Here is a 13,022-nt window from a genome sequence, read left to right as displayed (position 1 = left end):
TTTAGTAAGAAACAAAAGAGAGAATTTATACTTAAACAAAAAGGCTGTTGGGTTAATTAGGAGCGTTAAGCCACTTAATTTAGCCTTGGCACTGCTTTCATATCTCCTTCTCCACGATCACAGCTCTTTCTGTGTAGCCTTTCCTCTTATACCATTCCAAAGCAGGATTGCTCAAATCAACTCTTAGAACTACCTTTTTGGCGCCTTTTTCCTTTGCAAACTCTTCTGCCCTCTTGAGGAGTGCGGAACCAATCCCTTCCCCTTTTTGCTTTACCTCAATGTCGTAGATGTAGGCTATCTTCACGTAATCAACGGTGTCTAATGTCATGCAGAGCCATACGTGGCCTAGAAATTTGCCATTTTTGCCAAGTGCGACAAAAAACTTGTGCTCCCCTCTGGATAGGAGCTCTCTAATGAGCTTTTCGTATCTCTCGGAATATTCGTCGAATGGAATGGGAAACTTGAGGAAATTATAGCTGACCAACTTATCGAAGGCTATTATTTCGTCAAGGTAGTCCTCACCGTCGGTTACGTAAAACTCCATTCAAAGCCTCCTCCCGGGTTATCCTTTTCCATTCATTGTCCTTCAGGTAGAGATACCCCTTTGTGTAGCCTTCAAATATAGAATAAAGTTTTTCCCTAAACTCCACTGGGATGTTATCGAAGTGTGAGTTCCTGTCGTCAAAATGAAGCATCTCAACGTGTTCTCTCTCCTCTCCGCTGAGCTCGAATTCTGGATTGTGCATCTTGATTAAATAGAGGGAGTGCAGGAGTTCATCTTCATCAAGCCGTATTTTTCCGTCCCTAATTCTCTTTGCAAGCCCTTTTATGTGCTCTTCCTTATATTTTATGAGCTTGGGATCAATCCCGTTAGCTAAGAGGAACGTTTGAATGCCATTGCACTTAAAGCACGTTCCACAGGGAACATATTCGTTTCCTTCTTTATGAACAGAATGGCAGCTTCTTTGAAGCATGAAGAGGTCAGGATAGCGGTTATGGAGTATTCTCTCAACAATTAAGCCACTCAATGGTCTAACAGCTGACCATTGTCTTATTTTTAAACTCCTCTTGGCAAACCATTGACTCATATACTTGTCAAAGTATTGGCTTTGATCAAAAACTGCGTAGAAGTGAGGAATCCCTTGTTGTTCATAGCTGAGGTTTCTGGGGTCATCGTATTCATTTCCTAATAGCACATTTCCAATGTTATATTTATAAATCAGCGGTAGGAAGGAGAAAATGTAATGCTCAAAGAAGAACAGTCTTATTGGATAAACCTCTGCTTTAGGTTTATTGACATCCTGTAAAATCTTCATATTGGATTCTATAAAGTTATAAAGTCTATCAACGTTACTCCAAACTTTTTTTGTGTTGGACTCGTTCTTCTCAAACCATTTATAGGCAGTCAAAGCAACCTTCCAATGACCACCGGATTCGTTGAAAAAGAAGGGATAAACATCGCAACCAATTTCTTTTAGTAATCCGTAGGTTAAAAGACTCTCCTTTCCGCCACTGAGCATGACGGCACACTTATTGTAGTCTGCATTAAATTTCACGTCTTCCTTTATGACTTCTTTAGCTTTAACTTTCGCTATGGGTCTGGCTAAATCAGGTTTAACCTCCTTTGGTATGAACTCTTCCCTTACGAAGCCTGTTCTTTTAATTATCCTGTTAACGAAGATATCCTTAGCTGTTATCTCCATCATGTCTTTAAAGAATTTCAAATCTCTCTTGTCGATTGGGAAGTCAAAATAAATGAGGGGAGTGAATAGGCCATAGTTAATTGCTGGAACAATGCTCATAAGCTTTGCGAAGGTTTTACTCTCCTTTTTTGGAATCCTCTCTTTGTAGGTGTGAATTAACTTGAATACCTTTTCCTCATTGTCCAGGCTCAGCCGGTAAATACTCGAGATTCTCTTTGAGCTTATTTTTGGATCTTCAATTATAATATAATCAAAGCACTTGAGATTCGACACTTGCTTCCACTTCCATCTGTTTTATCTTCATCCTTTCCTCTAGGATGAGCTTGACTATCTCATCAATACTCTCGTAAAGAGGAACTTTAGTTAGTATTCCGTAAGTGCTCTCGATTTCTCTTGCGATCTTGAAGGCATCCTCTTTTGAGAGGTTTTCGGAGTTTATAGTTATTGCTATTGGCTTTTTGCCTGAGAGGAGTTCGATTAGTTGGATGTACTTTTCCAAAGGGGGGATCTCGTACTGTGGAAAGTCATCGAAGTATTTTCTCGCAGGAGCATGCTGGAGGACTATATAATCTGGTCTTCCAGAGGCTATCAGCTCAAATCCTCCGGGATAAGCAGGATGTAAAAGCGAACCTTCACCGTGGGTAACGATGACATCCGGGTTTTCCTCCTTCCAGGCTCTCCAGATGACGTCTTCTATTGCTCCAGCTACAAAGTCGTTGACGATAGAGTCCATAACTATTGCATACTTAAATCCCTGCATCCATCCTGTTTGCCCCATAGCAATGAAGATACTTTTCTTCCCAAACCTATTGAAAGCTTCGTGGAGCATTATAGCTGTTGTTCTTTTTCCTATTGCACCATCGGTTCCCAAAACGGCTACTTTTATCGCATTAACTTCTTCGATTTTTCCGCTGAATGGTATTTTAAGCTCCCTGAAAATCTTCCTAACATCAATCAGCTGTACCTTGTATCTCTTTGCAAGGCGTGCAAATTCGGATTCACTACTCAGGAAGTAATGAAGGCCACTTACGATGTTCAATCCCCTTTTTATCGCTTTCTTCACTATCTCACGATAAACCGATGGAAGATATCCGCCGGGAGTAGCAACACCTATTATCAGGTATTTTACATCGGGATTCTCCGTAATGGCCTCCTCAAAACTTCCATATATCGGGATGCCTCTATAGACTCCATCTAAGACTTCTCCAGCATCTCTCCCCGCTAGAGTTGAGTCTACAACTCCAACTATTTGGTATCTTTGAGAGTATCTAACCAAACCGTGAGCGGTTTTTCCATCACTTGTGTTGTATCTTCCTTCAGCCAAGATTAGGGCTTTTTCCATCTTTTAACCCTCCAGTAAGGATAAGCACGAAATTTCTTCCATTAACTCCAAACTTTTTCACGAACTTTACCAATCCTGCTAAAACCAAAGCTGAGGCAGGGAAAGCTTTTATCCCTTCGAATCTTTCAAGTAGATAAGCGTATTTGAAAGAGACGTCATCAGCAAAACCAAAAACGTAGCCATCAGAGTCATAAATTGCCTCCAGAGCATTATCGAAGTCAAAAGAGATTGATGAAACAAGGGGTTCATTGAACTTTGTCTCTGCGAAATCTTTAACTTCGTCAAAGCTCTTTGTGTAAAACGCGTTCAAAACTTGATTTCCGAAGCTTGTTGTTACGCCAATCATGTGGGGGGTAAACCCAAGCTGCCTGAAGCCATGGTATATTCCCACGAGGGTAGTTCCGTTTCCAACGGGTACAAAAACCGCATAAGGCGTTACATTCTTTGCTATTTCTCTGGAAATTGCTGCATATCCTTCGTAGTCTATCCATGGTTTGCTCCCAGGATTTGCGTCGTATATGTTGTTTTCTTTTGCAAACTTTTTACTTTCGAAAACCGCCTCCTCATAGCTTCCGTTGATAAAAACAACCTCAGCTCCATATTTTTCTAGTTCCTTAAGTCTAATATTGCTGTAAGCTCTGGGAATAAATATATGAGCTTTTAATCCGTATTTCTGTGCAAAGTATGCTATAGAAATGCCGTAATTTCCACATGTTCCCGTAGTTATCGCAGAAAACCCGAGCTTATTAACCTCCTCAACGTGAACTCTTGCTATTCTGTCCTTGTGAGTGCCTGTCGGATTAAAGCTTTCGAGTTTAATGTATATTTTGGATATGCCCAAGTACTCTTCGAGCTTTTGAGCCCTTATCAGGGGTGGGCCACCATCATCATCGGAGCTTTTTTCATCTTCCATCTCTGACACCAAATATCTTTAATTTTTCATTAAAGTGATATCTGACCTTTAACTTTTTAACCAACATGATTTTTCACAGTATATCTGATGTTGGCTATTCTAAACTATGTTACGGGTATATAAATCTTTCTCCCAGGTGAGTTTGTTATTAGCCCTTAACTTTGTTAATGGTACCTAAATTTTTTAGTTCTTGGTATTGATTTATGTAATGCCATTATACAGTTTATAAGCTAGGGTTTTGCACATATAATCATCCCTCGTGGGTGGGAAGTATCAAACATGCAACCACCTAAGGAAAAGAAGAAGGTTGAAGGATCTGAAGAAGAGTTCTTCGAGGAAGAAAAATGGGATAAGGATGGCTGGTGATTTTTGTTATTCTTTAATTACTGTAGAAAATCAAAGCAGGATTTCTCGCCAATCTAGATATGTATACAAGCAACCTAATAAAACCCTTCTTTTCAAGAGTCTGTTACCAATCCTCTGGAGCTCCTCCTTTGGTTCTATCCGTTTTGCATATCAAACAAGCTCCTTCCTAAACACCAAAACATCAGGTTCCTTAAAATCTGTCCAGTTCTTAAAACCGAGCTCCTTTAAGAGCTCAATTAAATCTTGCTTCTCTTCAGGAAGCATTATGTCGATGCTGTCGTAGCCTATGTTTCTGGTCTCAAAGCTCATTGCAGGTAAAATGTTTTTTATGGCCGCAATTGAGAGCTTGAAGGGGGTAAATGTAGGTTCATTTTCATGTATTAAAGCATAAAAGAATTTATAGGCTTTGTATTCCCTAACTTCTGCCTTTTTGGTTAACCAATTAAGGCTTTCCTCACATTTATGCAAGAACTTCCAGCTATAGGGGATATATCCCTCATAATCGAGCTCATCTAAAGAGTTGATTCTTGAAAGAGTTGGTTCTTCTTCCTCTCCAAGCGCTCTTTGAATATAGTAAAACCGCTCTACAATCTTAAATCCATCTTTCTTTGCCATTGCAATGCTTTCTTTGTTGAGGAAGTAGGTTGAGAATTCCAAGGCATTAATAATACCTTTTTCTGCTAGTTCATTCCCTTTATGAAGCATGAAGTTTTGGATTAGCCTTCCAAAACCTCGTTTTTGGTAACTGGGGTGAACTCTAAGACCCTCAAGCCAGCCGACCTTCCCGGGGAGAAAAGTCAGCTTCGCCGTACCGATGACCTTTCCATCCAGTTCGAGCACGTAGAAGTTCCCATCCTTAAGCCACTCGTCGAAGACACTCGCGAGGTAGTCTTCGCCTTCCCAAGTCAAGCGGGCTATCTCCTCGATGAAGGGTTTGTCTTCTTTGTGAGCGAGCCTTATTATTGGTTCCATAATATCACCTTATTTTTAGTTTTCTACATTATTAGTTAAGATACAAACTTTTGGATTATTCTCTCCACAAATCTGTTTATCCGGTTTCTGATTTCATCTTCCTCAATTAGGTCCCCTTTAACTGAGCTTTTCATATATTCATTTGAAGACATCAACATTGCTTCGGGCCAGTACTCTGGTGTTGCAATTCCATAGAGCACCTCATGGAGCGCCATATCTCCCCCGGAGGAGAGATTTCCTACGAAGATGAAGTTTAGCTTTCTTGCAAAGTTATTCCACTCATCGTAGCTCTTAAATATTGCTTGACCCCTTTCGCAGAAAGCCCTGTAAAGGCCTGATGCGTGCCCTCCATAAGTCGGCACGGCAAAGATTAGAATATCGGCTTTCATGGCCTTTTCGTAGAATAAGGGTATATCGTCTTTGATTGGACACTCCCCCGAGAAGCATTCATAGTTGCAGTGGCTGCATGGCGTGAGCTGAAAGTCATGAGCTTCCAAAAGTTCGGTATCGAACTTTCGCTTTTCAAGATTATCAAGGCAATATTGTAAAAGTTTTGCAGAGTTTCCATTTTTCCTTGCACTGAATGCTATGCCTAAAACTTTCATTGATTAACCCTCAAAAAGTATAGCACAAATGGTTTTAAATGTCTATTGGTGGGTTAAAATTTGAGGGGGTTTATGAAAGGAGGCATTTTATTTTTTGTTATTGTACTTTTGCTTACTTCAAGTAATCTTCACAGATATTGCCGTGAATTATACCAACCAACTGGTGAGTGATATGGAAGTCAAAGAAGAGTGCGCCTAATGTACTAATGCTGAAAAATTTGGATAAATTTTAGTTATATTATTGGTATTTTTGAAAAAGCAAAGCTTATAATATTATATACATACCATCTTGGAAGAGCTATGAAATTCCCTTACAAGACTGTTGCTAGATTGTTTGCTATTTTTGTCTGTGTATTGATTATAATAACCACCACAGCAGGATTAGCTACTGGAAAATTAGCCAAAATGGAAGCTGAGCAAGATTTGATTACTCTACAACTTAGAAATCCTGCATTTTATGAACTCTTAAGAGAAAACGCCACAAAAGAAAATAAAACTGTTGTTCAATACTACTATGAAAAGCTAGTAGAAGCAAAAGGACTTAATACAAACGTTTTCATCCGAGGAATCCAACTTCTTAAATAAAGTTGGGATGAGCTGAAAATGGCGAAAAATGTTCAGCTGGGAAGGGCAATTTTAATCACTCTGGGAGTGTTGCTGGCCTCTCTTCTTCTGATACTTTGTATAAGTATTACGGTTGGAATGAAAATAGCAACAAAATCCTCTTTTTTAAACTTCATAGAGAGCCTTGCTAGGTTTTTCAATGGAATCCCTTCTTGGTGGATTGCTGTTCTTTTTGTGTTCCTCTTTGCTATCAAATACAATATCTTTCCTGCAAGTGGGTTGATGAGCATGCCACCTGAAGATGGTTTTGGTTTAGCCCTCGATATATTAAAGCATTTAATTCTGCCGATAGCTACAATAGTTTCTGTTTTTGTTTGGGAGTTTATAGCGATAGTAGCTAGGGAAACTCAAAAAGAATTTGGAGAGGTTTATATAATCACTGAAATTGCTAAAGGAGTTCCAAATACGGTCATCTATTGGAAACATATACTCAAAAATATTGGGATAACCCTGAGTTCTTTTACTGCTCAGAAGTTTGGGGAGATGCTTACGGATTATCTGGTATTGGATGCTTTTTTCTCACTTCAAGGTTTGGGCTTGTTATTGAAAAACAGTTTCGTTAGAGAGGTCATCCCAAACGTGGGGGTCGTGGTTAACTTCAGACCATATCTGTTTTTTCCGCTTACAATAATTATAGCCACATTGTTTTTTGGTATTTCTTTGGTCATTGAACTGATAAAGGGAACACTTGATCCGAGGGTGACCTAAATGAAGTTAAAAAGACACCAGAAAGGTGGAATTGTCATTTTAATTCTTTTCATTGCTTTTGTATTGTTCAGTGAGCTAAGCGTATCCAAAACAGAAATCAACAATTGGGAAAATCCATTATATTGGGACAAATATCCCAAAAAAGCAAACCCGATATGGTTCTCTATTTTTCGTGAACAAGTGCCCACCACTGTACTTTCCCCTTCAGAAGTGAGTAAAGTTGGGGAGGAATATTACCTTTTTACTTATGTTTACCTCCATCAATATTCTAGGCCCCCGAATAATATAGTGTTCGATAGAATTGATCAGGGGTATTATATAATCGAAATTACACGCCCAGATGGCATTAAAATAAGAATCTATGATGATGAACTTAAAGAGAGTGTTAATTTAAATACTGAGCCTAAAATGAGTATGCAAATATTTTCAGCTATGAGGGAACATCTAAATCTTAAAGAGGAAGATAAGGCTATTTTGACTCCTATGAAGATTTTATTCGCAAAAGATGTCAGTTTTGCAACATTAGAAGGAGTTTACAAAATAGAAGTGCTGTGCAACTGTGGTAAACCTCCTCAAGTCATTGTTCAGGGAGAAGCTTATGGTTTCCTGGGAACTGACAATTACGGAAGGGACATATGGGTTGGTTTTGTTAAAAGCATGAGAAATACACTTTATCTTGCTTTGGTTACTTCCGTAATTATTGTTGTTTTAGGGTTTTTGATAGGTTCTGTTTCAGGATATTTTGACAATGGGATTTCCAAATTTGTTACATTTCTGCTTGAAGTCCTCACTGCACTCCCCGTGCTTCCTATTCTAATTGTTGTAACATGGGTAATATCAACTCAAGGAATGGGGGAAAAGTTAGCGTACCTCCTCTGAAATTTATGTTAATTCTGGCATTTCTTTTAATGGGAAAATTCGCTAAAACGATAAGAATGATCACAATAAAAGAGAAAGCCAAGGAGTATATAATGGCTGAGGTGTCTCTAGGGGCAAGTGGAGTTTATATTCTAAGAAGGCACATAGGGCCAGTTATTCTAGAACACGCATTGAGGCATTTCACATTTTTAATGCCCAGAATTGTTGCCTTGATTTCTCTCTTTGGGTTTTTTGGAATGATCCCTGGGACTAATTGGGGTTCATTCATGATTGAGGCAATGGAGCAAGGTGCATTATATGGAAGCAAATGGTGGTGGATTATCTCGCCTGGTGCTGCAATGGCATTTTTAAGTTTGGGATTCACCCTCTTAGCTTTGAGCCCTAGTTATGAAGAAGAGGGCATAGAAGCGTGGTTGAGTTAAGGGAAAACTCTAAATATTCCCAATCATAATAATTCTGGTGTTAGTTATGGAACTCTATGATGTTAATGAATTCTGGAAGTTTGACCTTAGGGTTGGCCTCGTTAAGAGGGCTGAAAAGCTGAAGAGGACTAAAAAGCTCATAAAACTTGAAGTGGACTTTGGAAAGGAACAAAGGACGATAGTAACTGGCTTAGCAGATCAATATTCTCCAGAAGATCTTGAAGGGAAAAAGTTCGTTTTCGTCCTAAATCTAAAGCCCAAGAAGCTATCTGGCGTGGAAAGCCAAGGAATGCTTATTGTAGCTGAAAATGAGAACGGTAAGGTCTACCTGTTACCTGTTCCAGATGAAGTGCCCATAGGGACGAAGGTGTGGTAAATGCTTTTTGGAATTCCTCCCTCTGAAAAGCCGAACCTTTACATCCTCGGAATTCCTTGGGACAACTCATCTTCTTATAGGCGAGGCTGTGATAAGGGCCCGGAAGCTATAAGAGAAGCAACATCTGAGGAACTTTACAACAGCTTCAACGAGAGTCTTGTGAACCTTGCTGAACACTGGCGCTACAAGGATCTAGGGGATGTAAAAGTAGAAAACTTTGAAGAGCTTGTTGAAAGGGTTGATGACCTCGTTAAAAGGCATTACACCGGAGAACTCTTCCTCTTCCTTGGAGGCGATCATTCAATAACCTATGCAACGTTCCGGGCGTTGAAAAAAGTGTCTCAGGAGGAATTTGGTCTCATATACTTCGATGCGCATCCAGATCTTTATCCTGAGTACGAGGGGGATAAATATTCCCATGCATGTACTGTGAGAAGGCTTGTGGAAGAGGATCTTGTGAAAGGAAAAGACGTAGTCCAAATAGGGGTTAGAGCTCCCACCAAACAGCAAATTGAATTTGCAGAAGAGCACGGGATAAAAATAATTTCGGCCTCTGAAATATATCGTTGTCAAAAAGTAGATGTGCCTTTTAAGAAAGCTTATCTTTCCTTCGATATGGACGTTCTCGATCCAGCTTTTGCTCCCGGAGTTGGTAACCCCGAATCTGGGGGATTAACCACAAGAGAGCTCGTTGAGGTTATAAAGAGCATAAAAACGGAAGTGGTTGCCTTTGATGTTGTTGAACTCAACCCAAGTTATGATTACAAAGGCATAACTGCTTTCGCTGCCGCAAAGATAGTTAGAGAAATTTTAGGAAAAACTGCAAAAAATGAGTTAACTTTGCATGCTGGGGGTTAAGCTATGCTGAAGTGCACTTCATGCGGAAGGGAGTATTCCTTGAGAAAACCCTACCAGAGGTGCGAATGTGGTGAACCTTTAGAGCTGGAGCTTTTCAAGAGTGTTCCAGGCATAGGAAAGAGGGTTTGGGAGAGGTTTTCGCAATTTTACCCCTTTGAGCTCGATTTGGAGTATAGCCTCGGTGAAGGTGATACTCCCCTCACGAAAGCGAAGCGTCTTTCAAAAGAGCTTGGAGTTGAACTTTACCTTAAAAATGAAACTCTCAACCCAACATGGAGCTTTAAAGATAGAGGAACGTTTATAGGTATTCACAGAGCTTTGGAGCTTGGCTTTAATAAAATTGGAACGGTCTCAACAGGCAACATGGCCGCCAGTGTTGCTGCTTATGGGGCGCGCTTTGGACTTGAAACATACATCCTAGTCTCATCAACTATAGTAGAGGAAAAACTCAAAGCTCTAGAGGTTTATGGGGCAAAGGTCATTAAAGTTCGGGGGGATTATGGGGGGCTCTACTACAGAAGCCTTGAAATTGGGCAAAGAAAGGGCATATATTTCATAAACTCTGACGACCCGTTCAGGGTTGAGGGATACAAGAGCATAGGCTTTGAAATTGCTGAGGAGGTAACGCCCGATTACGTCGTAATCCCCACAAGCTCGGGCGGACTTTTTAGAGGCATTGTGAAGGGATTTTTGGAGCTCAAAGAGAGTGGGCTAATAGAAGACCTCCCAACTTTTGTTGCCGTTCAAGCTGAGGGGTGCTCTCCAATATGCAAAGCCTTTAATGAAAGCAGGCAAAAAATTGAGCGATTTGAGAATCCCCATACCATAGCCCACGCCATAGAGAACCCCTACCCTCCAAGCGGGAACGCAGTTTTAAGACTTTTGAATGAACTCAAAGGGCTCTGCGTTGCCGTTAGCGACGAGGAGATTTTAGAGGCTCAACAAGACCTTGGAAGAGAAGGTATCTTTGTCCAGCCGGCGTCTGCAACGGGAATAGCTGCAATAAAAAAGCTTAGAGGGAGAATAGAAGAGGACACAAAGGTTGTGAGCATTCTAACAGGTTCCGGACTGAAAACCCATAGCCAAATGAAAGCGGTCAAAGTTATGGAGTGCAGCTTGGAGAGCCTTGAAGAATGTATGGGGTGAAAGTAATGTTGATCGGAGCTGCGATAATGTCCCACGGAAACCCCGTTCTAAAACCCGAAGATGAAGAGACGAGAAAGCTCGCAGAGGCTCTTAAGGAAATCGGGAGGGAATTCTCAAAGGCTGAGGCGTATGTCATCATAAGCCCTCACAACGTCCGCATGAGTGAAGCCATTGGGGTTATAATGGTCGAAAACCTAATTTCATGGCTTGGCTTTGATGGAGTGCACCTTCCAGGAGAATACAAAACCGAGAAAGAGCTTGCCAAGGAGATATATCAAAGAGCAAAGGTTAAAGGCCTACCCGTAGTTGATATAAACTTTGCATCACTGGGTGGGGAGTACTCTCGATTTCCCTTAACCTGGGGAGAGCTCATACCCCTCCACTTTTTAGAAAAGAGGCCGATAGTGCTTTTAACTCCTGCAAGAAAAGTCTCAAGAGATACTCTCGTTAAATTTGGGGAAGTGATTGGAGAAGTCCTTGAAGAATATGACAAAAAGGTGACTTTCGTTGCGAGTGCTGATCATGCACATGCACATGGCAATGGGCCCTATGGCCATGCACCGGAAGCTAAAGAATACGATGAGCTCATTATGAGGATAATTAAAGAGAACAGGCTTGAAAAGCTCCTTGAAATATCAGATGAACTGATAAACAAAGCTTTGCCTGATAGCTACTGGCAGCTCCTCGTCCTCTATGGAGTTCTAAAGAGGGCCCCTATGAAGCTTAAACTTTCAGCGTATGTATGCCCAACATATTTTGGCATGGGAGCGGCTTTGTTCGTGCGGAAATAGGTTAACTCAAAATTGAAGCCAACTCGATAACTTCTTTTTTTTCTCCATAGAGGATTATCAGCCTTCCGTAAGCCATTACATCAGAGCATTCCAAGTATACGGCTTTACTGCCCTGCTGGAGCATTTTGGCGTTAATGAGCCTTCCAATGAAATTTCTCTTTTCCAGAGCCTCGGGAGGGACTTCCACTTCTTGCCATCCTCTGTTTTTGAGCCTCTCTTCCAAGTCTTGGAGGGCGTTCTCGCATTTTGGGCTTTCTTGGGAATTTGGATAGACGAAGATCCCTATGTAAACGCCCGTTATGTTCTGGAATACAAATCCACTGCTTCCGTTAACTATTCCTTCTTCTCTCTTTAGGTATCCACTAGGCCTAAGCCCATGTTCTTTTGTCCAATCCTTTTCCTCAAATGGAAGGGAGATCTTTCCAAAATAGGGATTGACGTAGACTTCGTTTTCGTAGAGGGTGTAATAGATAACTTTCTGCGGTGACGGCCCAATACGGGGGATATTGATACTATATGCAGAAATAAGAACTGCGATAAAAAAGACTGCTAAAAAGGCTACTTTTGCAGATTTTTCCTCTTTATAAATCTTCAACGCCGCAATTTTAGCCAAAAACCCCACAATAAGCGCAGAAAGGACAATCCCGATTCCAGTTATTATCAAAGAGGAGACACTATACGGAAAAAGCTTGGAAATGTCGCTTATGTCGAGCAATATCATTACAGCAATGCTTATGGGGATTAAGAGAAGCAAAAGGACTATGGAAACTAAAATCATGGCAAGAGTTTGGCGCTTCATTGTGCTCCCTCCTCTCGAATTAATATAGTTCTACTGATATTTATTTATTTGCTAAGACCATCCACAAATCTTTCCCCTCTGTGTGGATGAAAACAAAAGTTATTCCCTCCTCAGGGAGTTCCTTAGTGCAGATTGAGGCACAATACGAGTCAAGCTGAAACGGAATATACCAGTACGTAAATGAATCAACGATTGAGTTTCCCTTTTGGATTCTAAAATCTATTCTCTGCCCTCCTGTGGTTGTAAGGTTTTTGGGAGTGCTCCATACTATCTGATAACCTCTAAACGATATTTCTCCTGAGAAGCTAATCTCTCCAACACCCAAAACGGCATATTCATATAATTCTCCCTTTAGTCTAAGGGTTGTTTCATTTAGTATGGTCATATTTAGGTATGCTGGGTCGCTTTGAGGGTTTAAAGGCGACTTCAAGGTGTTGTTGCATTTATTGAGGTTTTCATTAGCCTTATTTAAAAAAGAAATAACCTCTGGCATTAAACGTGTGGGAGAAGAGGATTTG

At 40.6% G+C, this 13,022-nt stretch carries 16 protein-coding genes; 8 read left to right on the top strand and 8 right to left on the bottom strand.

Going from position 1 to position 13,022, the window contains the following annotated elements; translation table 11 throughout:
• Positions 1-97 precede the first annotated feature (97 nt).
• The 6 genes from TSIB_RS05240 to TSIB_RS05215 form a co-directional block, all read right to left on the bottom strand.
• The gene (locus TSIB_RS05240; protein ID WP_015849349.1) at positions 98-544 is read right to left on the bottom strand and encodes a GNAT family N-acetyltransferase; all 447 of its coding nucleotides are present in this window, start codon (positions 542-544) and stop codon (positions 98-100) included.
• Positions 519-1,976 (bottom strand): hypothetical protein, encoded by a 1,458-nt coding sequence (locus TSIB_RS05235; protein ID WP_015849348.1) that lies wholly within the window; start codon positions 1,974-1,976, stop codon positions 519-521. Before TSIB_RS05235 ends, TSIB_RS05240 begins: the two co-directional genes overlap by 26 nt.
• On the bottom strand, positions 1,954-3,045 hold the full coding sequence (locus TSIB_RS05230; RefSeq protein WP_015849347.1) for a DUF1611 domain-containing protein: 1,092 nt from the start codon (positions 3,043-3,045) through the stop codon (positions 1,954-1,956). Before TSIB_RS05230 ends, TSIB_RS05235 begins: the two co-directional genes overlap by 23 nt.
• A complete protein-coding gene (locus TSIB_RS05225) occupies positions 3,020-3,958 on the bottom strand; it encodes a pyridoxal-phosphate dependent enzyme (RefSeq protein ID WP_015849346.1) in 939 nt (312 codons plus the stop codon). Before TSIB_RS05225 ends, TSIB_RS05230 begins: the two co-directional genes overlap by 26 nt.
• Before the next feature lie 516 nt (positions 3,959-4,474).
• Complete coding sequence (locus TSIB_RS05220; RefSeq protein ID WP_015849345.1) at positions 4,475-5,296, bottom strand: GNAT family N-acetyltransferase; 822 nt, start codon at positions 5,294-5,296, stop codon at positions 4,475-4,477.
• Positions 5,297-5,331: 35 nt separating this feature from the next.
• The gene (locus tag TSIB_RS05215; RefSeq protein WP_015849344.1) at positions 5,332-5,901 is read right to left on the bottom strand and encodes a flavodoxin family protein; all 570 of its coding nucleotides are present in this window, start codon (positions 5,899-5,901) and stop codon (positions 5,332-5,334) included.
• A 300-nt stretch (positions 5,902-6,201) separates the two neighbouring features.
• Between TSIB_RS05215 and TSIB_RS10090 the strand changes: the two genes are divergently transcribed.
• Genes TSIB_RS10090 through TSIB_RS05185 form a run of 8 tightly spaced genes read left to right on the top strand, consistent with a single transcriptional unit; the run spans position 6,202 to position 11,705 of the window.
• Positions 6,202-6,486, top strand: a complete 285-nt coding sequence (locus TSIB_RS10090) for a hypothetical protein (protein ID WP_052293229.1) — start codon at positions 6,202-6,204, stop codon at positions 6,484-6,486.
• A gap of 18 nt (positions 6,487-6,504) precedes the next feature.
• A complete protein-coding gene (locus TSIB_RS10080) occupies positions 6,505-7,233 on the top strand; it encodes an ABC transporter permease subunit (RefSeq protein ID WP_081432781.1) in 729 nt (242 codons plus the stop codon).
• The gene (locus TSIB_RS05205) at positions 7,234-8,112 is read left to right on the top strand and encodes a hypothetical protein (RefSeq protein ID WP_052293226.1); all 879 of its coding nucleotides are present in this window, start codon (positions 7,234-7,236) and stop codon (positions 8,110-8,112) included. It begins immediately after the preceding gene.
• 29 nt (positions 8,113-8,141) lie between these two features.
• Entirely contained in the window at positions 8,142-8,534 is a 393-nt protein-coding gene (locus TSIB_RS10580; RefSeq protein ID WP_228359794.1) for a hypothetical protein, read from the top strand.
• Positions 8,535-8,580: 46 nt separating this feature from the next.
• Positions 8,581-8,910: a methionine--tRNA ligase subunit beta gene (gene metG, locus TSIB_RS05200; RefSeq protein WP_015849343.1), complete on the top strand. Its 330-nt coding sequence runs from the start codon at positions 8,581-8,583 to the stop codon at positions 8,908-8,910.
• Positions 8,911-9,768, top strand: coding sequence for an agmatinase (gene speB, locus TSIB_RS05195; protein WP_015849342.1), 858 nt, complete (start codon positions 8,911-8,913; stop codon positions 9,766-9,768).
• Between the two features lie 3 nt (positions 9,769-9,771).
• The gene (thrC, locus tag TSIB_RS05190) at positions 9,772-10,914 is read left to right on the top strand and encodes a threonine synthase (protein WP_015849341.1); all 1,143 of its coding nucleotides are present in this window, start codon (positions 9,772-9,774) and stop codon (positions 10,912-10,914) included.
• A 5-nt stretch (positions 10,915-10,919) separates the two neighbouring features.
• Complete coding sequence (locus TSIB_RS05185) at positions 10,920-11,705, top strand: DODA-type extradiol aromatic ring-opening family dioxygenase (protein WP_048160850.1); 786 nt, start codon at positions 10,920-10,922, stop codon at positions 11,703-11,705.
• A 1-nt stretch (position 11,706) separates the two neighbouring features.
• Here the strand turns inward: TSIB_RS05185 and TSIB_RS05180 are convergent, their stop codons facing one another.
• Both TSIB_RS05180 and TSIB_RS05175 read right to left on the bottom strand, forming a co-directional pair.
• Positions 11,707-12,504 (bottom strand): hypothetical protein, encoded by a 798-nt coding sequence (locus TSIB_RS05180; protein ID WP_015849339.1) that lies wholly within the window; start codon positions 12,502-12,504, stop codon positions 11,707-11,709.
• 40 nt (positions 12,505-12,544) lie between these two features.
• Positions 12,545-12,934 (bottom strand): hypothetical protein, encoded by a 390-nt coding sequence (locus TSIB_RS05175; RefSeq protein ID WP_228359793.1) that lies wholly within the window; start codon positions 12,932-12,934, stop codon positions 12,545-12,547.
• Between the last annotated feature and the right edge of the window lie 88 nt (positions 12,935-13,022).

Origin of the sequence: Thermococcus sibiricus MM 739 (assembly GCF_000022545.1) — an archaeon.
Taxonomy (GTDB): Archaea; Methanobacteriota_B; Thermococci; order Thermococcales; family Thermococcaceae; genus Thermococcus_A; species Thermococcus_A sibiricus.
Note: the sequence above shows the minus strand (reverse complement) of the source record. Positions and strands in the feature narration are given on the sequence as shown.

Coding starts and splice junctions, on each gene's coding strand:
- TSIB_RS10090 (WP_052293229.1), top strand. CDS start 6,202: ATGAAATTCCCTTACAAGACTGTTGCTAGATTGTTTGCTATTTTTGTC.
- thrC (WP_015849341.1), top strand. CDS start 9,772: ATGCTGAAGTGCACTTCATGCGGAAGGGAGTATTCCTTGAGAAAACCC.
- TSIB_RS05215 (WP_015849344.1), bottom strand. CDS start 5,901: ATGAAAGTTTTAGGCATAGCATTCAGTGCAAGGAAAAATGGAAACTCT.
- TSIB_RS05230 (WP_015849347.1), bottom strand. CDS start 3,045: ATGGAAAAAGCCCTAATCTTGGCTGAAGGAAGATACAACACAAGTGAT.
- TSIB_RS05240 (WP_015849349.1), bottom strand. CDS start 544: ATGGAGTTTTACGTAACCGACGGTGAGGACTACCTTGACGAAATAATA.
- TSIB_RS05225 (WP_015849346.1), bottom strand. CDS start 3,958: ATGGAAGATGAAAAAAGCTCCGATGATGATGGTGGCCCACCCCTGATA.
- TSIB_RS05220 (WP_015849345.1), bottom strand. CDS start 5,296: ATGGAACCAATAATAAGGCTCGCTCACAAAGAAGACAAACCCTTCATC.
- TSIB_RS10080 (WP_081432781.1), top strand. CDS start 6,505: ATGGCGAAAAATGTTCAGCTGGGAAGGGCAATTTTAATCACTCTGGGA.
- TSIB_RS05185 (WP_048160850.1), top strand. CDS start 10,920: ATGTTGATCGGAGCTGCGATAATGTCCCACGGAAACCCCGTTCTAAAA.
- TSIB_RS10580 (WP_228359794.1), top strand. CDS start 8,142: ATGGGAAAATTCGCTAAAACGATAAGAATGATCACAATAAAAGAGAAA.
- TSIB_RS05180 (WP_015849339.1), bottom strand. CDS start 12,504: ATGAAGCGCCAAACTCTTGCCATGATTTTAGTTTCCATAGTCCTTTTG.
- speB (WP_015849342.1), top strand. CDS start 8,911: ATGCTTTTTGGAATTCCTCCCTCTGAAAAGCCGAACCTTTACATCCTC.
- metG (WP_015849343.1), top strand. CDS start 8,581: ATGGAACTCTATGATGTTAATGAATTCTGGAAGTTTGACCTTAGGGTT.
- TSIB_RS05205 (WP_052293226.1), top strand. CDS start 7,234: ATGAAGTTAAAAAGACACCAGAAAGGTGGAATTGTCATTTTAATTCTT.